24 protein-coding genes and 2 tRNA genes are annotated in these 21335 nt (G+C 69.1%); 14 read left to right on the top strand and 12 right to left on the bottom strand.

Translation table 11 applies throughout. The annotated features are described in order from the left end of the window. Positions 1–70: 70 nt before the first annotated feature. Complete coding sequence (gene hisC / locus IJ15_RS0114850; protein WP_031939132.1) at positions 71–1156, bottom strand: histidinol-phosphate transaminase; 1086 nt, start codon at positions 1154–1156, stop codon at positions 71–73. A gap of 61 nt (positions 1157–1217) precedes the next feature. Between hisC and IJ15_RS0114845 the strand changes: the two genes are divergently transcribed. The 3 genes from IJ15_RS0114845 (at position 1218) to IJ15_RS0114835 (ending at position 2250) form a co-directional block, all read left to right on the top strand. After that, positions 1218–1943: a dienelactone hydrolase family protein gene (locus tag IJ15_RS0114845; RefSeq protein ID WP_031939131.1), complete on the top strand. Its 726-nt coding sequence runs from the start codon at positions 1218–1220 to the stop codon at positions 1941–1943. 95 nt (positions 1944–2038) lie between these two features. Beyond that, positions 2039–2130, top strand: a tRNA-Ser gene (locus IJ15_RS0114840). Positions 2131–2177: 47 nt separating this feature from the next. After that, a tRNA-Arg gene (locus tag IJ15_RS0114835) sits at positions 2178–2250 on the top strand. A 194-nt stretch (positions 2251–2444) separates the two neighbouring features. On the opposite strand, the gene IJ15_RS0114830 is transcribed toward IJ15_RS0114835, so the two are convergent. Further along, entirely contained in the window at positions 2445–2684 is a 240-nt protein-coding gene (locus tag IJ15_RS0114830) for a hypothetical protein (protein WP_031939130.1), read from the bottom strand. Positions 2685–2887: 203 nt separating this feature from the next. Here IJ15_RS0114830 and phnD point away from each other — a divergent pair, with 203 nt between their 5' ends. Genes phnD through IJ15_RS0114805 form a run of 5 tightly spaced genes read left to right on the top strand, consistent with a single transcriptional unit; the run spans position 2888 to position 6839 of the window. Next, on the top strand, positions 2888–3808 hold the full coding sequence (gene phnD / locus IJ15_RS0114825) for a phosphate/phosphite/phosphonate ABC transporter substrate-binding protein (RefSeq protein ID WP_031939129.1): 921 nt from the start codon (positions 2888–2890) through the stop codon (positions 3806–3808). A gap of 28 nt (positions 3809–3836) precedes the next feature. Then, the gene (locus tag IJ15_RS0114820) at positions 3837–4643 is read left to right on the top strand and encodes a phosphonate ABC transporter ATP-binding protein (RefSeq protein WP_031939128.1); all 807 of its coding nucleotides are present in this window, start codon (positions 3837–3839) and stop codon (positions 4641–4643) included. Beyond that, the gene (gene phnE / locus IJ15_RS0114815; protein ID WP_031939127.1) at positions 4643–5467 is read left to right on the top strand and encodes a phosphonate ABC transporter, permease protein PhnE; all 825 of its coding nucleotides are present in this window, start codon (positions 4643–4645) and stop codon (positions 5465–5467) included. Before IJ15_RS0114820 ends, phnE begins: the two co-directional genes overlap by 1 nt. Continuing rightward, positions 5464–6243, top strand: a complete 780-nt coding sequence (locus IJ15_RS0114810; RefSeq protein ID WP_031939126.1) for a tyrosine-protein phosphatase — start codon at positions 5464–5466, stop codon at positions 6241–6243. Before phnE ends, IJ15_RS0114810 begins: the two co-directional genes overlap by 4 nt. After that, positions 6240–6839, top strand: coding sequence for a TetR/AcrR family transcriptional regulator (locus IJ15_RS0114805; RefSeq protein WP_031939125.1), 600 nt, complete (start codon positions 6240–6242; stop codon positions 6837–6839). The genes IJ15_RS0114810 and IJ15_RS0114805 overlap by 4 nt, the downstream gene beginning before the upstream one ends. Positions 6840–6852: 13 nt before the next feature. On the opposite strand, the gene IJ15_RS0114800 is transcribed toward IJ15_RS0114805, so the two are convergent. Beyond that, positions 6853–7869 (bottom strand): hemolysin family protein, encoded by a 1017-nt coding sequence (locus IJ15_RS0114800; protein WP_031939124.1) that lies wholly within the window; start codon positions 7867–7869, stop codon positions 6853–6855. Continuing rightward, a complete protein-coding gene (locus tag IJ15_RS0114795) occupies positions 7862–9232 on the bottom strand; it encodes a hemolysin family protein (RefSeq protein WP_031939123.1) in 1371 nt (456 codons plus the stop codon). The genes IJ15_RS0114800 and IJ15_RS0114795 overlap by 8 nt, the downstream gene beginning before the upstream one ends. Before the next feature lie 226 nt (positions 9233–9458). On the opposite strand from IJ15_RS0114795, the gene IJ15_RS0114790 reads away from it, so the two are divergent. Continuing rightward, positions 9459–10391, top strand: a complete 933-nt coding sequence (locus IJ15_RS0114790; RefSeq protein WP_031939122.1) for a D-isomer specific 2-hydroxyacid dehydrogenase family protein — start codon at positions 9459–9461, stop codon at positions 10389–10391. On the opposite strand, the gene IJ15_RS0114785 is transcribed toward IJ15_RS0114790, so the two are convergent. Then, complete coding sequence (locus IJ15_RS0114785) at positions 10385–11350, bottom strand: LysR substrate-binding domain-containing protein (protein ID WP_031939121.1); 966 nt, start codon at positions 11348–11350, stop codon at positions 10385–10387. The genes IJ15_RS0114790 and IJ15_RS0114785 overlap by 7 nt on opposite strands. A 95-nt stretch (positions 11351–11445) precedes the next feature. Here IJ15_RS0114785 and pcaH point away from each other — a divergent pair, with 95 nt between their 5' ends. Continuing rightward, positions 11446–12174, top strand: coding sequence for a protocatechuate 3,4-dioxygenase subunit beta (gene pcaH, locus IJ15_RS0114780; protein ID WP_031939120.1), 729 nt, complete (start codon positions 11446–11448; stop codon positions 12172–12174). Continuing rightward, positions 12171–12842: a protocatechuate 3,4-dioxygenase subunit alpha gene (gene pcaG / locus IJ15_RS0114775; protein ID WP_031939119.1), complete on the top strand. Its 672-nt coding sequence runs from the start codon at positions 12171–12173 to the stop codon at positions 12840–12842. The genes pcaH and pcaG overlap by 4 nt, the downstream gene beginning before the upstream one ends. Here pcaG and IJ15_RS0114770 read toward each other — a convergent pair whose 3' ends face one another. The 5 genes from IJ15_RS0114770 to IJ15_RS0114750 all read right to left on the bottom strand — a co-directional run bounded on the left by IJ15_RS0114770 (position 12843) and on the right by IJ15_RS0114750 (position 16978). Next, positions 12843–13274 carry a PaaI family thioesterase gene (locus tag IJ15_RS0114770; RefSeq protein WP_031939118.1) on the bottom strand — a complete coding sequence of 144 codons (432 nt, stop codon included), beginning with the start codon at positions 13272–13274 and terminating at the stop codon, positions 12843–12845. Positions 13275–13303: 29 nt separating this feature from the next. After that, on the bottom strand, positions 13304–14212 hold the full coding sequence (locus IJ15_RS0114765) for a mycobacterial-type methylenetetrahydrofolate reductase (protein ID WP_031939117.1): 909 nt from the start codon (positions 14210–14212) through the stop codon (positions 13304–13306). Beyond that, positions 14209–14985, bottom strand: a complete 777-nt coding sequence (locus tag IJ15_RS0114760; RefSeq protein WP_051918921.1) for a class I SAM-dependent methyltransferase — start codon at positions 14983–14985, stop codon at positions 14209–14211. The genes IJ15_RS0114765 and IJ15_RS0114760 overlap by 4 nt, the downstream gene beginning before the upstream one ends. Beyond that, positions 14982–15791 (bottom strand): class I SAM-dependent methyltransferase, encoded by an 810-nt coding sequence (locus IJ15_RS0114755; protein WP_197059835.1) that lies wholly within the window; start codon positions 15789–15791, stop codon positions 14982–14984. The genes IJ15_RS0114760 and IJ15_RS0114755 overlap by 4 nt, the downstream gene beginning before the upstream one ends. An 89-nt stretch (positions 15792–15880) precedes the next feature. Further along, positions 15881–16978, bottom strand: a complete 1098-nt coding sequence (locus IJ15_RS0114750) for a glycerophosphodiester phosphodiesterase family protein (protein ID WP_031939114.1) — start codon at positions 16976–16978, stop codon at positions 15881–15883. A gap of 59 nt (positions 16979–17037) precedes the next feature. Here IJ15_RS0114750 and IJ15_RS0114745 point away from each other — a divergent pair, with 59 nt between their 5' ends. Next, positions 17038–17889: an aldose epimerase family protein gene (locus IJ15_RS0114745; RefSeq protein ID WP_231569542.1), complete on the top strand. Its 852-nt coding sequence runs from the start codon at positions 17038–17040 to the stop codon at positions 17887–17889. Between the two features lie 29 nt (positions 17890–17918). On the opposite strand, the gene IJ15_RS0114740 is transcribed toward IJ15_RS0114745, so the two are convergent. Further along, the gene (locus IJ15_RS0114740; protein WP_031939112.1) at positions 17919–18881 is read right to left on the bottom strand and encodes a helix-turn-helix transcriptional regulator; all 963 of its coding nucleotides are present in this window, start codon (positions 18879–18881) and stop codon (positions 17919–17921) included. A 62-nt stretch (positions 18882–18943) separates the two neighbouring features. Between IJ15_RS0114740 and IJ15_RS0114735 the strand changes: the two genes are divergently transcribed. Then, complete coding sequence (locus IJ15_RS0114735; protein WP_031939111.1) at positions 18944–19330, top strand: VOC family protein; 387 nt, start codon at positions 18944–18946, stop codon at positions 19328–19330. A 43-nt stretch (positions 19331–19373) separates the two neighbouring features. Here IJ15_RS0114735 and IJ15_RS0114730 read toward each other — a convergent pair whose 3' ends face one another. Continuing rightward, positions 19374–20204 (bottom strand): NAD-dependent epimerase/dehydratase family protein, encoded by an 831-nt coding sequence (locus tag IJ15_RS0114730; RefSeq protein WP_031939110.1) that lies wholly within the window; start codon positions 20202–20204, stop codon positions 19374–19376. Between IJ15_RS0114730 and IJ15_RS0114725 the strand changes: the two genes are divergently transcribed. After that, entirely contained in the window at positions 20203–21303 is a 1101-nt protein-coding gene (locus IJ15_RS0114725) for an esterase/lipase family protein (protein WP_081880743.1), read from the top strand. The two genes, IJ15_RS0114730 and IJ15_RS0114725, sit on opposite strands and share 2 nt — an antisense overlap. Positions 21304–21335 lie beyond the last annotated feature (32 nt).

Raw genomic sequence — 21335 nt, 5'->3', positions numbered from 1 at the left:
TGGTCGACACACCGCCCAGAGTCTGCCAACGATTTGGTGACGGAGAAACAAGCGACCGATAACGGTTGGATTACTTCGTGGGGGAGCCGGCCGGGACGCCGGCGAGTTCCAGTGCCGCCGCGGATGTCGCGAACGCGAGGAACGCGTCGTTCTCGTGGGGGTCGCCGATCGTGATCCGGACGCCGTCGACGCCGTACGGGCGGATCACCACACCGGCCTCCGCACTGGCCTCGCCGTACGCGGCGGAGCGCTCACCGAGCGGCATCCACACGAAGTTCGCCTGCGTCACCGGGACGTCGTAGCCGGCGGCGAGGAGCGCGCCGCGCATCCGATCGCGTTCGGCGACGATGTCGTCGGTGCGGCGGAGCAGTTCGTCCTGCGCGGTCAGGCAGGCGATCGCGGCGGCCTGCGCGACGGCGTTGACGCTGAACGTGATGTGCACCTTCGTGAGCGCGGCGATGATCGCCGGATCGGCGACCGCGTAGCCGACGCGGACGCCCGCCAGCCCGTACGCCTTGGAGAACGTGCGCAGCACCACCACGTTGCGGCGGGTGCGGGCCAGGTCGATGCCGTCGACGCCGGACCGGTTGTACTCGAAGTACGCCTCGTCGAGGGCGACCACGACGTTCGCCGGGACGGCGTCGAGGAACCGCTCGAGTTCCTCGCGGCCCAGCGCGGTGCCGGTCGGGTTGTTGGGGTTGCACACGAAGATCAGTCGGGTGCGGTCGGTGACCGCGGCCGCCATCGCGTCCAGGTCGTGGCCGTGTTCGGGGGTGAGCGGCACCGGCACCGAGACCGCGCCGGCCACCTTCGTCACCACCGGGTACGCCTCGAACGACCGCCACGCGTAGATGACCTCGTCGCCCTCGTTGCACGTGGCCTGCACCAACTCCTGGCACAGCGCCACCGAGCCGCATCCGGTCGCGATGTGCTCCCGGGGCACGCCGAGCGACTCGGACAGCGCGCCGACCAGCGCTGCCGCGGTGTTGTCGGGGTAGCGGTTCGCGGTCGCGGCCGCGTCGGCGATGGCCTGCGCGACGCCGGGCAGCGGCCCCTGCGTCGTCTCGTTGCTCGCCAGCTTGATCGCCCCGGGAAAACTCCGGCCCGGCACGTAGGTGGGGATGGAATCGAGATCAGCACGGGTCACGGGGGTCACGATGCGATTATGCGCCCTGCGATCACGTGCACTGTCGACGTGGTCGTGCCAAAGTTGATTCATGCCGGGAATCTTCCGGGACAGCGCTCCCCTGCGTGCCGATGGAGACTCCACCGCGGAGGCTTCGCGGGTGCCGCTGACCGCCGTCGAACCCGATCGCCACGCGCGCGGCGGCATCGTCGTGCTCCACGAGTCCCGCGAGTTCACCACCGCGTTGATCGACCTGATGCGCGCGCTCGCCGCGGAGGGCTGGCTGGTGGTGGCCCCGCACCTGTTCCATCGCGAAGCCGCACACAGCGACACCGAGGTGTTCGGGCAGAGCCTCTTCGACGACTTCGACGCCACCTTCGACTGGCTCGTGGGCCGCGGCATCTACCCGGACTGCGTCGGGGTGCTCGGATTCGACGACGCCGGCACCGCCGCGATGATCGTCGCCACCAACCGGCCGGTCGGGGCCGCGGTGAGTGTCTCCGCGCACGGCATCGTCGAACCCCTCAACGACGACACCCCCACCCTCCTCGAGGCCGGGCCGTCGCTCGAGGCGCCGTGGCTGGGCCTGTACGGCGAGGACGACCCTCTCACCCCGCGCGACCACGTCGAGCGGCTCCGCGACGCCGTCGCGCAGGCCGACGCGCCCACCAACGTCGTCAGCTACAGCGGCCTCGCGCACCGAGCCGGCGAACGGCCGGTCACCGAGGCAGATGCGGGGGACGAGGATCCGCTCGTCGTCGCGATGCTCGACGCGCAGCGCCGGATCTTCGACTGGTTCGACGGGAACCTACGGTGATTTCATGGCACAGACGTCGCTGACCAGCCGTTTTGTGTTTGTCGGGCAACTCTGTGTAATGTTTCGCTCGGCGGTTCGAGAGAGCCGGCCCCCAAGGAGGCGTGCCAGAGCGGCCGAATGGGACTCACTGCTAATGAGTTGTCCCCCTCAAAGGGGACCGGAGGTTCAAATCCTCTCGCCTCCGCCACGCTGGTTTCTCGTTGGACCAGTAACAAGTTAATACTGTTTGGACATGCGCCCGTAGCTCAACGGATAGAGCATCTGACTACGGATCAGAAGGTTAGGGGTTCGAATCCCTTCGGGCGCACAACAGGAAGCCCCCACCGGCAGCGATGCAGGTGGGGGCTTCCTCGTTTTCTCGGCACCTCAGCCGTGCCCGAGAGGCGGGGTGGTCGCGGGCCGAGCGTGCTGAGACGGATGTCACGGCCGGCGTCGTCGGTGCCAATCGAGTGCTCTCCCCGGAGTCGGCCTGTCCACCCGAGTTCGCCCGCGGAGCCTCCGTCAGCCGAAGGACGTCCGCTGTCGGTCGTCGCTCGACGGCAGCAGGGCCGCTGCGACGCCGATGGCGAGTGCGGTGAACACGACGAGCCAGAAGACGGCGAAGGGTGACCGGCCGAGCCCGACGGCGATGACGCCCGGGATCAGCGACAGCACCATGAACATAGACAGCCGCGCCGCTCGGGAGGCGGTGGTGTGCCTGTCGGACCAGCCGTGCTGCCGGTGTTGCACGAAATCGGCCATGTTCTCGCCCCGTTTCGGTCCTCCACTGTCAGACCCTACGCCTGACGTTCTCGAGGTTCGACGGCGTCACTGCGCGTTCATCAAGACTTCCATTCTCGTATCGCCGGTCTCGTAATTGCGCGTCACTTTCTCTCGGTCTCATGGTGTCTGCCCGCTTCGGCACCGCCCGCAGGTTTCCGCCTCATCCGAAAGGCAGTACTCCTATGCGAACTCGCGCCCCCATCGCCATCGGTGCGCTCGTCGCCGCCTCCGCCCTCGTTCTCACCGGGTGTTCCTCCGGTAGTGGAGGTTCCGCGTCCGGGAACGACGACGTGATCCGCTTCGCGACGCTCCCGCTCTCCGACGACCCGAACGCCGCCACCCCGGTGGAGACGATCGCCGCGCTGCTCGAGGCGGAGACCGGTCTGACCGTCGAGGTCACCGATGTCCCCAGCTACTCGGCCGTCATCGAAGCGATTCGTGCCGGCCACGAGGACATCGGCATCATGAGTGGTTTCCCGTCCGCGCTCGCGGTGAACACCGGCGAGATCGACTCGCTCGTCGCCTGGCCCGGCAACGGCGACCCCGTTTCCACGTGCCTCGTCCTCGACTCGTCGCCGTTGCGGTCGCTCGACGACATCTCGCCCGACACCACCGTCGCCTTCGCCGACCCGGCGTCGAGCTCCGGTTACTTCCTGCCGATCCACATGCTGCACGAGGCAGGTCTGGAGATGGACAGCGACTACGAGGTCCTCATCTCCGGAGGCCACGACCGCAGCTTCCTCGCCCTGAAGAACGGGCAGGCCGACGTTGCCTGCACCGCGACGATCTTCCCGACGATGGCGGGCACAGGGAATCCGATGTTCCCGTTCGAGGTGGGCGAGACCCGCTCGATCGGTGAGAGCATCTCGATGCCCGTGTCGACCTCGGTGCTCGGCAACCCCGGCATGAGCGACGCGAAGCGGCAGGCATTGATCGAGGCGCTGCCCAAGGTCTTCTCCCCGCAGAACAAGGAAGCGCTGGGGATCTACGGCGAAGGCATCGGTGACGGATCCGCTCCGATCATCGAACCGGACGCGGCGGTCTTCCAGCCCTACGTCGACATCGCCGCCGTCGCGAACGTCGACATCTCCGACCTCGAATGACCCTGCCGGGCAAGCAAAGGACACGATCATGAGCACTCCGCTGGGCACGCTCGCGCCACCAGCGCGGGCCGTCGACACCGCTCGTGTCACGGTTCGCGATCTCAGGGTGCGCTATGCGCCCGACACCCCACTCGTTCTGGACGGGGTCGATCTCGAACTGCACGCGGGTGAGGTGGTCGCACTGCTCGGCTCGTCCGGGTCGGGCAAGTCGACACTGATGAAGGCGCTCACCGGATTCGCCCCGATCACCTCGGGCGAGGTCACCGTCGGCGGTGTCGACGTCTCCGGGGTGCGACGCCGGCAACTGCGCGATCTGCGTGCCGACGTCGGGCAGGTGTTCCAGCAGTTCAACCTCATCGGACGTCTGCCGGTCCTCACCAACGTCCTCACGGGTGCGCTGTACGACGCCGGTCCGCTCAACCTGCTCGGCACGTTTCGTGGTTCGGACCGCGCGCGTGCGCTCGATCTGCTCGAGCGCGTCGGTATCGCGCACAAGGCGAAGGACGAGGCGCGGTCCCTCTCGGGTGGTCAACAGCAGCGCGTCGCGATCGCCCGCGCGCTCATGCAGAACCCGCGGGTGATCCTCGCCGACGAACCCGTCGCCTCCCTCGACCCGACGATGAGCGGCGTGGTCCTCGACCTGCTGCAGTCGATCGCCCGTGAGGAGGGCATTCCGGTCCTGGTGAGTCTGCACGTCGTGCCGCTCGCCCTCGCTCACTCCGACCGCATCGTCGGGCTGCGCGGCGGGCGGGTCGTCGTCGAAGGACGCACCGCCGACCTGTCCGAAGCGGACCTGTGGACCGTGTACGACGGCGTCGCCGCGGAGGAGAACTGATGCGCGGCTCCCGCACCCTCGAGGCGTCGCTCGATCCGCGCGAACGGGACAGAATGCAGCAGGCGTTCGTCGTCCCGCGCGCCCGCGTCGGCATCGGGGTGGCCCTGGCCGTCGGGCTGTTCCTGTGGTCGGCCGACGGCGCCCAGTTCGACTTCCTGCGCCTCGGTGAGGGCGCCTCCAACATGGGCGAGTTCCTCGGCAGGCTGTTCCCGCCGGACTTCGGCAAGCTGCCGCTGATCATGGAACTGCTCGTCGAGACGCTCCAGATGGCTGTCGTCGGAACGACTCTCGGCGCGATACTGTCCCTGGTCGTCGCGTTCGGTGCCGCGCGCACGATCGCACCCAACTGGCTGTACTTCCCGTGCCGCTGGATCATGAACGTGATCCGCTCGGTCCCCGATCTCGTCATCGCGCTCATGTTCGTGTCGGCCGTCGGGCTCGGCCCGTTCGCCGGCATCCTCGCGATGACCATCGGATCGATCGGATCGATCGGCAAGATCTTCGCCGAGGCGATGGAATCCGTCGACCGCGGCCCGATCGTCGCGATGGAGGCCGTCGGCGCGTCGAAACGTCAGATCATCCGCTACGGCATTCTGCCGCAAGCGATACCGATGCTGACGAGCTACACGCTCCTGCTGTTCGAGGGGAACGTGCGCGGCGCGACGATCCTCGGCCTCGTCGGCGCCGGCGGCATCGGTCTCGAACTCACCACCGCAATGAACCGCTACGACTACGGCCACCTCAGTGCCATGGTCCTGTGCATCGTCGTGCTCGTCACCGCCATCGATCAGGCGAGCGCCATCATCAGAAAGAGAATCACGTGACCACCCTCGACATCCGCCCCGATCTCACCTTGTCGGCCCCCGCGAACCTCCGCGACCTCGGCGGCATCACCGCCCGCGACGGCGTTGTCCGTGCGGGTTTCGCGATCCGCGCCGACGATCTGTCGCTCACCGACTCGGCGTCGGCCGCCCGACTCGTCGACGGTGGCCTCACCGCCGTCGTCGACCTGCGGTCGCCGGACGAGCTGCGGGTCACCGGGCGGGGCCCGCTCGCCGACCTGCCCGTCACCTACCATCACGTGCCGTTCATCGCGTCGGTCGCGGAGACGACGCGGGAAGCGACGGGCGCCTCCGACGTGCTCGACCAGTCGACGTTCGCGGCGATGTACATCCGTATGTTCGAGACGGCCGCGCCGCGCATCGTCACGGCGCTGTCGGTCATCGCCCACAGCCCCGGCACCGTCGCCTTCCACTGCACCGCCGGCCAGGACCGGACCGGCGTGCTGGCGGCGTCGCTGCTGCTCGCGTTGGGTGCCGACCACGAGTCGATCGTCGCGGATTACGTTGCCACCGGACCGAACTCGCAGGGCATCTCGGACCGCACCCGCCAGGTGATCGGACCGCTGCTGGGGGCACTCGGGATCGACCTCGACGACGCGGCCCGCGCGGCGCTGCGCACCGAGTTCTCGCCCGAGCCCATGCGGGGCCTGCTCGGCTACCTCGCCGACACCTACACCGATCCCCTCGAGCCGTTGCGGCGCGCCGGACTCGGCGACGCACTGCTCGTCCGGTTGCGCGAGCGGGCGATCGCACGGTGACGACGGCGACCGGTACCCGGGGGCCCGGTCGCCCTCGCACCGAGGGCCACGACGAGAAGATCCTCGAAGCGGCACTGTTCCTCATCGACGCCGACGAACCCGTCACCGTCAACCGGGTGCTGGAGATCAGTGGGCTGTCGCGGGCGGCGCTCTACCGGCGCTGGCCGACCATGACGGATCTGGTCGCCGCCGCCCTCGACCACGGGCGCACGACGGTTGGGATCGACACGTCCGGGGACGTCAAACGGACGTTCGCCGCACTGCTGTTCGGCGACATCGAAGCGGCACTCGGAAAGAACTACAGCAACAGACGATTCCGCAAGCGTGTCGCACTCGTGATGGACAATCCCGAACTGCAGCAGGCGTACTGGTCCTCGCACGTCCGCCGGCGGCGCCGCGGGATGACGGCCGCACTGAATGCGGCCGTCGACCGCGGCGAACTCCGTTCCGATCTCGACGTCGAGGCGGCCATCGACGCCATCAACGGGATCTTCTACTACCAGGCCGTGGCCCGCGGCGCCCAGTTCGACGACCCCGAGACGCTGCGGCGGTGCATCGCGGCGTTCGAGGTCGTCTGGCTGGGCATGGAGCGGTGAGGGCGTCCGCCGATCAGGCCGCCGCGCCCGTGCTCGGCATCAGCCGCGCCAGGACGTCGGCGAGGGTGATCAGCCCGATCAACTGCCCGTCGTCGTCGCGGACGATCGCGATGTGACTGCGGGTGCCGCGCATCGTCGCGAGCGCCTCGTAGACGGGGGTGGCCGACCCGAGGGTGAGCACATCGCGCATGAGGTCGCGGGCCCGGACGTCCGGCCGTGCGCCGAGGCTGTCGCGGACGTGCAGGACACCCTCTACGTCGTGGCCGTTGTGCACCAGCAGGCGCAGGTGGCCGCTGGCGTCGGCGGTCTCACGGATCCGGTCCACGGGGGCGTCGGCGTCGACGCTGCTCGGTCGGTCGTTCGGTCGGACGATGTCACCGACGGTCAGGGACTCGAGTTCCAGCGCGCTGGTGAGGTGACCGTGGTAGCGCTCGTCGAGTGTGCCGACGGTCGCCGAGTGCTCGACGAGGTGCCGCAGTGCCTCGGGATCCTGACCCGACGCGACCTGGTCCACCGGCTGCACGCCGACCTTGACCAGGCACCAGTTCGCGGCCCGGTTGAGGACGACGATGAGCGGCCGGGTGAGCCACATGAAGCCACGCATCGGGATCGCGAGCATCGTGGCGGACTTCTCCGGGTGGGCGATCGCCCACGACTTCGGCGCCATCTCGCCGACCACGAGGTGCAGGAACGTCACGATGATCAGTGCCAGCACGAATCCGGCGACGTCGGCGAGCCACGACGGCGCCCCCCAGCCCGCGAACGCGGGCGTGAGCCAGTGGTGCACAGCCGGTTTCGTGACCGCGCCGAGCGCGAGCGTGCAGACGGTGATGCCCAGCTGGGAGCCGGCCAGGAGCACCGACAGCTCGGACGAGCTGCGCAGGGCGGCGCGCGCGGAACGGCTCGTCGGTGCGGCGTCCTCGAGGCGGTGTCGGCGGGCGGCGATGAGCGCGAACTCGACCGCCACGAAGAAGGCGCTCGCGGCGATCAACACGACGGTGACGGCAAGGACGATCCAGGGGTTACTCATCGACGGTGCCCTTCCGGTCGGTGTGGACGGTCACGAACAGTGCCGACGGCACGTGCTTGTCGACGGCCCGCACCTCGACGTTGAGGTCGGTCGTCGGCGGGGGTTCGTCGGAGACGAGATCGGCCGGGTCGGCGGGAAGCCGGACGGTGACGGTGTCGCCCACCTTCGGGAGTCCACCGAACTCGGCGATGACCAGGCCGGCGAACGTCTCGTAGTCGTCGTCCTCGGGCAGGTGTTCGTCGAGGACGCGGGCGACCTCGTCGATGTGCACGCCGCCGGGGATCAGCCAGCCGCCGTCGACGGCGACCACCTCGGTGTCCTCGTGGTCGGGGTCGTGTTCGTCGGCGATCTCGCCGACCAGTTCCTCCGCCATGTCCTCGATCGTGACGACACCGGCGAAGCCGCCGTACTCGTCGATCACCAGCGCCATCTCGTCCTTCGCGGAGGTGATCTGGGCGAGGACGTCGGGCAGCGGCAGCGTCGTCGGCACGATCACCGCCGGCCGGGCATGGTCGGCGGCGGTGCCGACGGGGTCGGCGCCGAGCAGGTCGTGCAGGTGGACGACGCCCTGCAGGTCGTCGCTGGTGTCGCCGACGACCGGGTAGCGGGTGTGTCCGGCGCCCATCCGGGCCAGGACGTTGCCGATCGGCTCGTCCATGCGGACCAGATCGACGCGCGCCCGCGGGATCATGGCGTGCTCGGCGGTGCGGGTGGGGAAGTCGAGGATGCGGTCGAGCAGCGTCGACAGCTCGCGCGGCAACTCGCCGGCGTCCCGGCTCTCGGCGACGATGTGCTCGAGGTCGCGGGGCGTCGCGGAATGCTCGACGTCGTGGACGGGCTCGATCTTGAGCGCCCGCAGCAACAGGTTCGACGACTGGTCGAACAGCCAGATCAGCCAGCCGAACAGCTTCAGGTAGAGGGTCGTGGACAGCGCGAGCCGGCGTGCGACGGGTTCGGGCCGGGCGATCGCGAGGTTCTTCGGGAACAGCTCACCGAAGACCATCTGCACGACGGTGGAGAACAGCACCGCGAGGATCGCGCCGACGGCGATGCCGACGCCGGTGGGGATGCCGATGCCGCCCATCAGTTCGCCGAGTCCGCGGCCGATGAGGGGTTCGGCGACGTAACCGACGAGCAGGCCGGTGACGGTGATGCCGAGCTGGGCGCCGGAGAGCATGAACGAGGTGCGGCGGGTGACAGCCAGCGCACGGGCCGCGGTGGCGTCACCGGACTCGGCGCGGGCCTTGAGCCGGGACCGGTCCACCGCCATGTAGGCGAACTCCTGGGCCACGAAGTAGCCGGTCAGCGCGGTGATCGCCAGCACCACGGCGATACCGGCGACGATTCCGAGCAGGGTCAGCACGACGACGCCTCCACAGCCGGGGTGTCAATGATGATCACACGATGGTCGACGGGTCTTCGAGGTTTACGCGGTCGGCGTCTCATGGCCTTCTTTCTGTCGGTCGGGCACTTCCTACAAAAATAGGACGAATCGCCTGTCGGTATGGTTCCGGAATCGGGGCCCCGAGGTGAAACGATGTCTCGGATCGGGGCCCGGACGCCCGGACCGTGCCGTGTGAGGAGAACCCGTGACGACAACGCCGACGCCCATCGCGCTGGGCCCCGGACCCGACGACCTGCTCGTCGACGCCGTCGTCCGCGGCGGCGGTCGCGTCGTCGACCTGGCCGATGCCGAGGCGCTGGTGTGGGCGGGCGACGACACGGCGAGGTTTCCCGTGGAACTGCCCGACTCGATCCGCTGGGTGCAGTTGCACTCGGCCGGCGTCGAACACTGGTTCGACGCCGGGACCATCCAGCGGCATCCCGGCCCGGTGTGGACGTCGGCGGCGGGTGCCTTCTCCGCGACCGTCGCCGAGCATGCGTTCGCGCTGCTGCTGGCGGGGGTGCGGGCGCTGCCCGAGCATCTCGCGGCCACCACGTGGCGGCAGAAGGAGTTCTTCGACAAGGTCGGCACGCTGCGCGGGGCCCGGGTCGCGATCATCGGTGCCGGGGGCATCGGACGCGCGATGATCCCGATGCTGGCCGCAGTGGGGGCGACGGTGATCGCGGTGAACCGCTCCGGTCGACCGGTACCCGGCGCCGACGAGGTCGTGACCGCGGACCGGGTCGACGAGGTGTTCGGACGCGTCGACCACGTCGTGATCGCCGCCCCGGCGACCGCCGACACCCGGCACCTGCTCGGGGCCCCGCAGCTCGCGAAGCTCGGCCCCCGGTCGTGGGTGATCAACGTAGCCCGCGGACCACTCGTCGACACCGACGCACTCGTGACCGCATTGCAGGACAACACGATCGGAGGTGCGGGGCTCGACGTCACCGATCCGGAACCGCTGCCCGACGGCCATCCGCTGTGGACACTGCCGAACGCGATCATCACCCCGCACGACTCGAACCCGCCGTCTGTACGACGCGGTGCGTTCGCCGAGCACGTCGCGGAGAACGTGCGCCGCTTCGTCGCCGGTGAGGAACTGCTGGCGCGGATCGACGCGACCGCAGGCTACTGAGCCGCCCCGGCCGCGAGTGACCTCAGGATCCCGGCCAGTTCCTCGATGGCGGAGGAGGATTCCGCCGCGGGGCGGCGGAACAGGCCCACCGGCTCCGCGGTGCCCGGGGTCGGCTGGGGGAGCCGGACGAGGGTGCCGTCGTCGAGATCGGTCTGGGGCACCCGTTCGGGGGTGAACCACACCGCGTCGCCGCGGCGGGCGAGGGTGCGGGCGACGGTGACGTCGAGGGTTTCGACGCAGCCGGCCGGCAGGTGCAGGCCGTGCCGCTGCAGCAGCACCTCGGTGTGGTGGCGCGGGACGGTGCCCGCGGACGCGACCACCAGCGGGTACTCGAGTACCGCAGGCATCGGTGCCGGACCCGGGGACGCGGTCAGCGGGTGGTCGGGGCGCACGATCAGGGCCAGTGATTCGGTGTAGAGCAGCTCGAAGGCGATGTCCTGCAGCGCAACGGGTTCGGTCATCCGTCCGAGCGCGAGGTCGAGCTCCCCGGCGCGCACCGCGGCGAGCAGGACCGCGTTGGACCCGGTGGTGACCTGGACGCCGACACCCGGATGCGTCCGGTGCAGGCGGGTGATCGCGGCCGGCAGCAGCACGCTGGCGACGGTCGGCAGCGCACCGACCCGGATCGGCGCACTGGGCGCGCCCGCACCGGCGAGCGCCGCGGCCGCCGACTCCATCGCGTCGGTCACCTCCACCGCGTGCCGCAGGAACTGCTCACCGGCCGGGGTGAGCCGGGCGCCGTGCCGGCCCCGGTCGACCAGGCGCGTGCCGGCGAGCGCCTCGAGTTCGTTGAGGGTCTTCGTCACCGCGGGTTGCGTCAGGTGCAGTCGCGCGGCGGCCCGGCCCAGGTTGCGTTCCTGCGCCACCGCGACGAAACACGTCAGGTGCCGCAACCGGATCCGGTGCAGCAGACGGGAGGCGGTGGGGGATTCGGGAGGGGGAACGAACCCGTCAGGCATATCCACAGGTTATGAATAGGCGCCGAAATGGTCAATTTACATGATGTGTGTTCAGAAATAGCGTGGTCGGTGACCCGCTCGACAGGAGTACCACCATGACCATCGGCGAATTCGTCGAACGCGACGCGACGGCGCATCCGCCCGCGTTGACCCCGGGCTACAAGACCAGCGTGCTGCGCTCGCCGCGCAACGCGCTCATCTCGCCGCGGAACACGCTCTCGGAGATCACCGGCCCGGTGTTCGGCGCGAACGAACTGGGGGACAAGGACAACGACCTGATCCTCAACTTCGCGAAGGACGGACTGCCGATCGGTGAGCGCCTGGTGGTGCACGGCTACGTGCGCGACGAGTTCGGCAATCCCGTCTCCGGGGCACTGGTAGAGGTGTGGCAGGCCAACGCCGGTGGGCGCTACCGGCACAAGAAGGACCAGTACCTCGCGCCGATCGATCCCAACTTCGGCGGCTGCGGACGGATGATCACCGACAGCACCGGCTACTACGTCTTCCGCACCATCAAGCCGGGCCCGTACCCGTGGGCCAACAGCACCAACGCGTGGCGGCCCGCGCACATCCACATGTCGCTCAGCGCCGACGGTTGGGCGCAGCGCCTGATCACCCAGTTGTACTTCGAGGGCGACCCACTGATCGAGCGGTGCCCCATCGCCAAGACGATCCCCACGGTCGAGCAGGTGCGCAGCCTCATCGCGCAGGAGGACCCGGCGAACCACATCCCGTTCGACGCCCGCACCTACCGCTTCGACGTCACCCTCCGCGGTCGTCGCGCCACCTTCTTCGAGAACACCCTCCCGGGAGCCCCGCGATGACCTTCGCCCTGCCCTCCTCCCCGTTGCCCCCGCGCCCGATGGTCACCCGGTTCCCGGAGACGCCGTCCCAGACCGGCGGGCCGTACGTGCACATCGGGCTCGCACCGCAGCAGGCCGGTTTCGACATCTTCGACAACAACTTCGGCAACGACCTGGTCGCCGACGGCACCGTCGGTGAGCGGATCACGATCGAGGGCCGCGTGTTCGACGGCAGCGGCACCCAGGTGCGCGATGCGCTGCTCGAGATCTGGCAGGCCGACGCGTCGGGCAGGTACGCGCACCGACTCGACACGCAGGACAAGGAACCGGACCCGACGTTCCGGGGCTGGGGACGCACCGGCGCCGACTTCGACTCCGGGGTCTTCGAGTTCCGGACGATCAAGCCGGGACCCGTCGACGCGGACGGCGGTCGGGTGCAGGCCCCGCACATCTGCGTCGTGGTGTTCGCCCGCGGCATCAACGTCGGACTGCACACCCGGATCTACTTCGACGACGAGGCCGCCCGCAATGCCGCCGACCCGGTCCTGGCGGGCATCGAGTGGGAGACCCGCCGCGAGACGTTGATCGCGCAGCGTTCCGAGCGGGACGGGAAGGTGTTCTACACCTTCGACATCCGTCTGCAGGACACCCCCGACGGCGGCGCCGAGACGGTGTTCTTCGACATCTGATCAGGGGGCGGCGACCGGCAGCACGGTGCCCTGCGCGACGGCGCACAGGCGGGTGCTGCCGTCGTCGGCCACCATCTCCAACTCGCACCGGCACACCGCCCGGCGCCGTCCGAAGTGGACGACGCGGGCGGTCGCACGCAGCGTCCGCCCCTGGGCGGGACGCACGTACTCGATGGTCATGCCGCCGGTGAGGACACCGGGTCCCAGTGCGGTGCCGGCCGCGTAGGTGAGGGTGTTGTCGGCGGCGTAGGCCAGCACCCCGCCGTGCAGGAAGCCGTTCTGCTGCAGCAGGTCCGGCCGCGAATCGACCTCGAGGACGGCACCGTCCGTGTCGAACGCGACCAGCCGTGCCCCGAGCAGGACGCTGAACGGCTGCGACGCGAGATGGGTGCGGGCATCTTCGACGCTGAGCCGTGCCCCGGTACTCGACATGGAACCTCCTCGGCATACTCGACTGTCCGTCAACGACTGTCGCACGTCAGCGGCGGTGGCGCCGGGGACCAGTGGTCGAGCATCTCGGCGAATGTCGCGCAGGCGGCGTCGGAGACCCCGTACGGTGATTCGAGGTGCACGCCCAACGGGAAGCCCAGTTCGCGGGCCCCGTCGACCACGCGCCGGTACAGGTCCACCAGCACGCGTCGGCGCTGCCCCGGTGAGCCGGCCGCGGCGTGGGCGACGAATTCCTGTTCCGACCGGACCAGTTCGTTGCCCGTGTCGTGGATGAGCCAATCGATCAGCCGCACTTGTCGTTCCATGTGGGGGACGAATCCGAAGGACAGCAGGATCTCCGGGCGGTGCGCGCTGCGTGCCGCGAACGTCTGCAGGAAATCGACGATCCGGTCCGAGTACAGCAGTTGGGTCAGTGCGAAGGTTGCGCCGCGGTCGCACTTCCCGGCGAACCGGTCGATCTCGCCCCGGCGCGTGGGAATCAGCACCACACCGCGGTGGGGAACCAGGTCGCGGAACCGGGTGAGCGCGTCCTGCGGCGAGACCCCCGCCGCCGCGGTGGCCGGCACGCCGTGCGGTTTGCCGACGAACGTGATGCCGTCGATGCCGGCGGCCCGCAGCCGCCGCACCCGGTCGGCGAGCAGGTGCTCGTCGTGGAACACGGTGACCTGTGTGCACAGCCCCGCGACGGGGCCGAGCGCCGGGCGGACCGTCGCCCAGAAGTCGAGCACGTCCATCCGTGGTGCCAGCGGGACGGGCCGACCGCTGTCCTCGGCGACGATGCCGGGCACCATCACATGGCTCACCCGGCCGAGCAGCCCGTGGCGGCGGCAATGTTCTGCGGCCGTGCAGGTTTCCCGACCGGCCCGGTCCGTGCCGCCGTCCAGTTCCGGTGGCACCAACTCCAGTGCCACCGTGCTCATGGCGTCCGTTCGGCGGTGGCCAGCCAGGCCGGGGCGAGCAGGCGGTCCTGCGCGTCGTAACCGAGACGGTCGGCGATCGCGGCGAGCGGCGCGCCGGCCTGCTGCGCCAGGTCGCCGCGGGTCAACGCGGTGGTGTAGGTGGTGCGTTCGAGTCGGCGCACCGCCCATCCCGCACCGGCGAGCGTGTCACGCAGGTTGTCCTCGCCGATCCGGAAGGGCCCGGGGAACTCGTCCGGAACCAGATCGGAGAAACACAACAGGTGCAGTCGTGCGCCCGGGCGGCCGGCCCGGTGCAGTGCCGCGACGTAGCGGTGCCGGGTGTCCTCGTCGAAGCAGTGATAGAGCGCGCTGTCGATCACGGTGGTGAACCGGTCGGTGTAGTCGGTGAGCGTGAGCGCATCGGCGACGTCGAACGCGACGGCCCGCTCGAGTCCGCGGCGTCGGGCGCGGTCCCGGGCGATGTCGATCGCGGCGGGTGCGGCGTCCAGTCCCAGCACCCGATATCCGCGGTCGGCGAGGAAGATCGTGTTCTCGCCGGGCCCACAACCTATGTCGAGGACCTCGTCGGCGATCCGGCCGTCGGCCTCGAGGTCACGGATCACCGGCTGGGCCTCGCCGATGTCCCACGGCACCTTGTCGATCCGGAATCCGGGATGCTGCACGGTCTCGGTGGGCTGCGGGTTCTGGTTGAGGGCGTCGAAGTCACCGCGATACAGCGCATCGAAGTCGGCGGGGTTCGGTGGAGGGGGTGGTTGGGGCGCATTCGCGTTCACGTGCTGTTCCTTCCCGACGAGGTGGATGTCGAATCCGGGGTGGCGGCCGGGGTCCGGGCGCGCACGGTGAGCAGGTTGCACTGCTGACGGGTGCGGATGCGCTCGCAGCCGAGTTGCTCGAGCAGGTCTGCCGGTTCGTCCGGAGTGAACATGCGCGCGCCACCGAAGCGCCCGACGCGGTCCATCAGCGGACCGGTGATCGCGGCGGACAGCCCGTCGGGGCGGCACGGGACCATCACCAGCAGCCACCCGCCGGGCTTCACGATCCGGATCATCTGGGCCAGGGCGTCGACCGGTTCGGGAACGAGCATGATCACCAGCGTGGCGCAGGCCGCGTCGGCGCAGTGGTCACGCAGCGGGAGGTCCGTCGCATTGCCGCGGAGCAGCCCCATGTTCGGGCGGGCCCGGTGGGCCGCCCGCGCCAACATGGGCGCCGACAGGTCGACCCCGACCGCCAGCCCGTGCGGGCCGACCGCGTCGGCCAGAGCGGTGGTGACGTTCCCGGGCCCGCAACCGACGTCGACCACCGTCTGCCCCGGCCGCAACCGGAGTTGCGCAGCGACGGTCGAGAACCCGGGCGCCATGACGGCGGCGGTCACCCGTTGCATCCGCTGGTACATCGCCGCGCCGAGCGTCGACTGCCACGCGGCCTGCGCGCGCCCCGGCGGGGGAACTGCCCGGCCGGGCAGGGCGTCGAGATAGCCGTCGACCGTGGGTGTCCACGTCACGTCCGGCCGCAGCAGGTGTTGCAGGCGCTCCGCGGTCCCGCCCGTCGAGGGCTGTTCCGTCTCCGACGATCGATCCACCTGGACCATCTCCCTGAGAGGACGCCCGCCGCGACCTCGAATCACGCGGGCGGCACGTCCTCTCCGATGGTACCGAGAACGCGGCGGCGCTACTTCTTCGCAGCGGGTGCGGGCAGTTCCAGACCCCGCTCGGTGAGCACGGTGCGCAGACGGTCCGGGCGGTCGGTGATGATGCCGTCGACGCCGAGGTCCATCAGGGCGTGCATGGTCTCGGGATCGTTGACGGTCCACGGGACGACCTTGATGTCACGCGCATGGGCCGCGTCGACCATCTCCTCGGTCACGTACAGCGTGAAACCGGGATCGGACACCTTGCCGCCCTGCGGGGTTCCCTGTACCGGCGAGTAGGCGGATGCGCCGAATGTGGAGATCGCCGCGATTGCGTCGCCGCCGAAGTCGTCGATGTCGATCCCGCCGAGCCACGGCGAGGCACCGTCCTTGCCGATCTGCAGGAAGTCGCCGTTGGTGAGGGCTACCACCGGGACGGACGGTGCCAGCTCACGGGTGAGCATGAGCGATCCCCAGTCGAAGCTCTGGATCGTGACACGGTCGAGCATGTCGGCGTCGCGGATGGTGTCGAGCACGGTGCTCACGAACAGTTCGCGGGGCGCCGTCTCCGACGGTGCGCCGGCCTCCACCTTGGTCTCGATGTTCAGCATGACGTCGGGTGCGTCGTACGATTTCACCAGGTCCAGGACGGCGGTGAGGGTCTGCATCTTCGCGCCGGGCACGGTCTGCTGTTCGGGGTGATCGGCCAGGCGCAGCGAACCGCAGTCCATCGTCTCGACCTGGGCGAGCGTCAGGTCCTTGATGTACTTGCCGACGTACGGGAACTCCGGATCGCCGAGCGTCGCCGGGGCGGTGTCCTGGCACTTCTTGTTCGAGATCTTGCGGTCGTGGGTGACGACGGCGACGCCGTCCTCGGTGATCTGGGTGTCGAGTTCCAGTGTGGTGACACCCATTTCGAGCGCGTTGGCGAAGGCCTCGAGGCTGCTCTCGGTGTACAGGCCCAGACCGCCGCGGTGTGCCTGGAGGTCGAAGCCGGGTTCGACCGGCGCGCTGCTGCCGGCCGAACCGAACCAGTCGAGGCTGCCGGTGGCGGAGGCGACGGCCGGGGTGAGGGCCGCGAGCGGGAGGGCAGCGACGGAGGTGACGGCGAGTGCGGAGAGGGCCCGACGAAGATTCATGCCGCGAAAGCTATGCGGAGGCGATGGCCGCGCGGTGGTCGCCAGGTGAACGGCGGGTGATGATTCTGTCCGCTCTGCCGGGTTCGTTCGGCATGATGTCCGCCATGATCATCGACGCCGACAGTGGCGACCACGAAATGGCAGCCGGCGACGTCCGTGTCCGGATCTCGCCACGACGTGGCGGCACCATCACCAGCCTCGTCGTGGGCGGGACCGAACTGCTCGCGCAGGGCGACGGGTACGGCTGCTTCCCCATGGCGCCGTGGTGCGGGCGAATCGGTAACGGACAGTTGACCGTCGGCGCGGAGACGCATCAGCTACCGCTGAATGCGGACCCGCACGCCATCCATGGCACGGTGCGGGACGGCGAATGGGACGTCGTCGACGCCTCGGACACGCACATGACGTTGCGGCAGGCGTTGGCCCCGCCGTGGCCGTTCACGGGTCGGGTGATCCAGAGCTTCCGCCTGACCGAGGACGTTCTCGACCTCTCCATGGCGGTGGCCGCGGAATCGGATCCCTTTCCCGCCCAGGTCGGGTGGCACCCGTGGTTCAAGCGCCACCTGAGCGACGACACCGAGCCCGTCCGGATCGATTTCGCGCCCGACTGGCAGGAACTGCGCGGGCCGGACTACCTTCCGTCGGGCGCACGGATCGCCCCCGAGCCGGGACCGTGGGATGACTGCTTCGGAATGGTCGACGGCGTGCGGGTGGCGTTGACGTGGCCGGGCGTGCTCCGGTTGGAAGTCAGTAGCCCCGAGCGGTGGGTAGTGGTCTACGACATGGAGGACGACGCCGTCTGCGTCGAGCCGCAGTCCGGGCCGCCCGACGGAGTCAACACGATGCCGCGACTGGTGACGCCGGAATCCCCACTGACAGCTTCCTGCCGATGGACGTGGACGCGTCTCTGAGCCGCCGTCGAGTGCGGACAGGTGTGTCCCTAGGCGTCCGGTCGGGTGTTGGCCGCGATCAGGTCCCGCATCCGTTGCAGCAGTGAGTCGTGCACCTCGGGAGGGGACAGCACTTCGAGGGTGACGCCCAGGCCCAGGAGATAGGTGACGAGCATGTCGGCGTCGTTGCCGCCGATGACGACGATCGTCGAATCGGAGCCTCGGGCGGTGTGCGTTCCGATCGTCGGTGGGACCACCGCCCGCGCACGCTCGATCGGCAGGGGGAGGCGAATGGTCGCGTAGATCGGGTACACGACGCTGGATATTCCCTCTGCCACAAACAATTCCGGATCCGGTGCGTCCAACGGCTCGGCCCGGCTGCCGATGGTGCGGGTGTCGAGCACACGATCCGCCCGGAAGCTGCGCCATGCGCCCTTCGACACGTCCTTGGCCACCAGGTACCAACGGCGGTTCCGTCGAACGAGGCGATAGGCGTCCACTTCTCGAACGGAGTCCGACCCGCCGTGATTTCGGTAGGACAGCACGAGCCGCTCGAACCGGCGGCAGGCCGTCGCCAATCGCAGCAGGACGTCCGGGTCGATCTGTGGCCCGTCGGCCGGTGCCGAATGCACGATCACCGTATCCATGGCGCTCAGCCGGTCGGCCACACCCGCGGGCAGTACCCGGCGCAGTTTGAACAGCGCAGACAGAACGGCCTGATCACCGCCCAGCACGCCGGTGCCGGCCGCTTCCCGCAGCGCGATCGCCACCGCGAGCGCCTCCTCGTCGTCGAGCACGAAGGGCGGAATCCGGCGACCGGATCCCAGCCGGTACCCGCCCCACGGCCCCGGATCCGATTCCACGACGTAGCCGAGATCCCGCAACCGTGCGACGTCCCGACGGATGGTCCGCGCATCGACATTCATCCGATCCGCCAACTCGGCGGACGTCCATTGCACACGGGAGGACAGCAGGGCCAGTAGGTCGAGCAGTCGGGCAGAGGTACCGATCACGACACCATCTTCCCGAACAACCAGGACAGAAGCTGTCCGCATCGGCTTCTATGGTGGCGCTCATGACGCACAATGTGACATCACCACCGCAAATCCGTTTCCTGTCCGTCGATTTCGACTGTCCGGATCCTGCGGAACTGTCGGCCTTCTACAGTTCGATGCTCGGGCTTCCGGTCCTGTTCTCGAGCGACGACTTCGTCCTGCTGGGCCGTGGCGGCGAGCCCGGTCTCGGCTTCATTCGCGTCGCCGACTACCGCAGGCCCACCTGGCCGGACCCGGCGCAGGGAAAGCAGGCGCACATCGAACTGGGCGTCGACGATCTCGATGCGGCACAGGCGTACGTGCTCTCGCTGGGGGCGAAGCTTCCCACGTTCCAGCCCGACATCGCGCACTGGAGAGTTCTGCTCGACCCGGCCGGGCACCCCTTCTGTCTCTCGCACAACGGCTGAGTGGTCCGGCGCGGTGTAGGGGGAGACCGCCGTCGCAGAATCGTCAGGCGGACATCCCCACCCGCCACGACGGATACTGTGGCGCCCAACCGAGCTTGCGTGCCTTGGCATTCGACGCTCCGCGTCCGTGGCCGGGGCCCAGGCCGCTCGGCTCCTGCGCACCCACCCAGCGGCAGAACGTCGGCACCCAGGTGTCCGGTCCGGCGGGCTCGTCGTCGACGACGTTGACGATCCCGGTGGGCCAGTCGAGGGCCGCGACGGTGGGGGCGACGGTGTCGGTGATGTGCAGGAAACTCTCGATCCCGTTGCCGGCGAACACTCCGTCTCGGGCGGCACGGCCGAAGTCGCCGTCGGGCGAGTACCACGTCCCCGGCCCGTACAGCTTGCCGTAGCGCAGGATCACGTGGTTCGGGATCTCCGCCGACGCATGCTCCATCGCCACCACGCCCTCGACGGTGCGGGCGGTCGGACCGGTGGGCGCCATCAGGGGCACCGTCTCGTCGGCGAGACCCTCACCGTCGGCGTACAGCCACGCGATGGACTGGGTGATCAACCGATCGACGCCGTACCGGCGCATCGCGTCGACCAGGTTGCGGGTGCCGACGATGCGCAGTTCCGCGTTGGCCTCGAGGTCGACGGCGGACAGGTCGGTGAGCTGGTGGATGACGGCGTCGGGCCGGGCCTCGGCGATGGCGTGATCGACGGAGGCGGCGTCGAACGCGTCCAGTCGCACGACGGTGGCGCCCGCCTCGCGCAGTTCGGGACGCGAGTCCGGATTGCGCGAGGTGCCCACCACCTCGTGGCCCTGCGCGATCAGTTCCCGGGTGAGCGGCAGTCCGACGACACCCCCGGCGCCGGCAACGAGGATCCTCATGCTCGCGAGCGTAGCGGTCGCAGATCCCGGAATCGCCGCTTTCTCTCGCAGCGATGTGATAACAATTGCGGGCCTTACGGCCAATTCTTTCCGAGAGTTTTTCAAGCTGAGGAGTTCTCATTTGATCCGTCGATCCAGCGTAGCCCTCAAGGGGTTCGCTACAGCCGCTTTACTTATCGCCGGGGTGCTGGTCGCTCCGGCGACCGCGTCCGCCCAGGAATCGTCTCCGGACTTTCCCGCGGGGGTGAATGATTGGACGTGCAGTCCCGCCCCGGAACACCCCCGCCCGGTTGTCCTCTTGCACGGCACGGGATCGAGCACGATGGAAGCCTGGGGTGGGACCACCGGACTTGCCGCGAAATTGGTGGCAGCCGGCTACTGCGTCTACGCCCTGAATTACGGCGGCACCAGCTATGCCGGTGTGCCCGCGATCACCGGGATCGCATGGGGGACCGACGACATCCGCACCTCGGCCAAGCAAGTGGCGACGTTCGTCGACACCGTCCTCGCCCGCACCAACAGCTCCCAGGTCGATATCGTGGGGCACTCGCAGGGCGGCATGATGGCCCGCCAGTACCTCCGCTTCGAAGGCGGAGCCAATCTCGCCAATCCTGCGCTCAACAAGGTTCACACGCTGGTCGGGATCGCGCCCTCCAACCACGGATCGGACGGCAACGGCCTGGAGCAGACGTTCAACAGGCTGTTTCCCACGTGGTTGCCGGAATCGGTCCGTGAGACCGCCGCGTGGGCCGATCCGACGGTCGGCCCGGCCGTGTACCAGCAGTTCACGGGCTCGAAGTTCCTCGCGAACCTCAACGCCGGCCGCGAGACGCTTCCGGGTGTTCACTACACCGTCATCGCATCCAATTTCTGGAATGGCAAGGCAAACGATGGGATTATCACGCCGAGGTATGAACAGTCGTTCCTGACTGCCGCTGCCGGTGACGAAGCATTCGTGCAGAACATTACGGTCCAGTACGCGTGCCCTGGGCTCCCTCTCGTCCACCTCAGTGGGCTGCTGTACCACCCGGCCCCGCAGTTCCTCGTCCTGAAGGCGCTCGATCCGACGCTCGGCGGCACGCCGCCCTGCGCGGGCTGACGGCACTACGGGCGCTGCCGCGACTGAGCTTG

This window comes from Prescottella defluvii (genome assembly GCF_000738775.1).
Lineage (GTDB): Bacteria > Actinomycetota > Actinomycetes > Mycobacteriales > Mycobacteriaceae > Prescottella > Prescottella defluvii.
The sequence above is the reverse complement of the archived record's forward strand: the minus strand, read 5'-3'. Positions and strand labels throughout refer to the sequence as shown.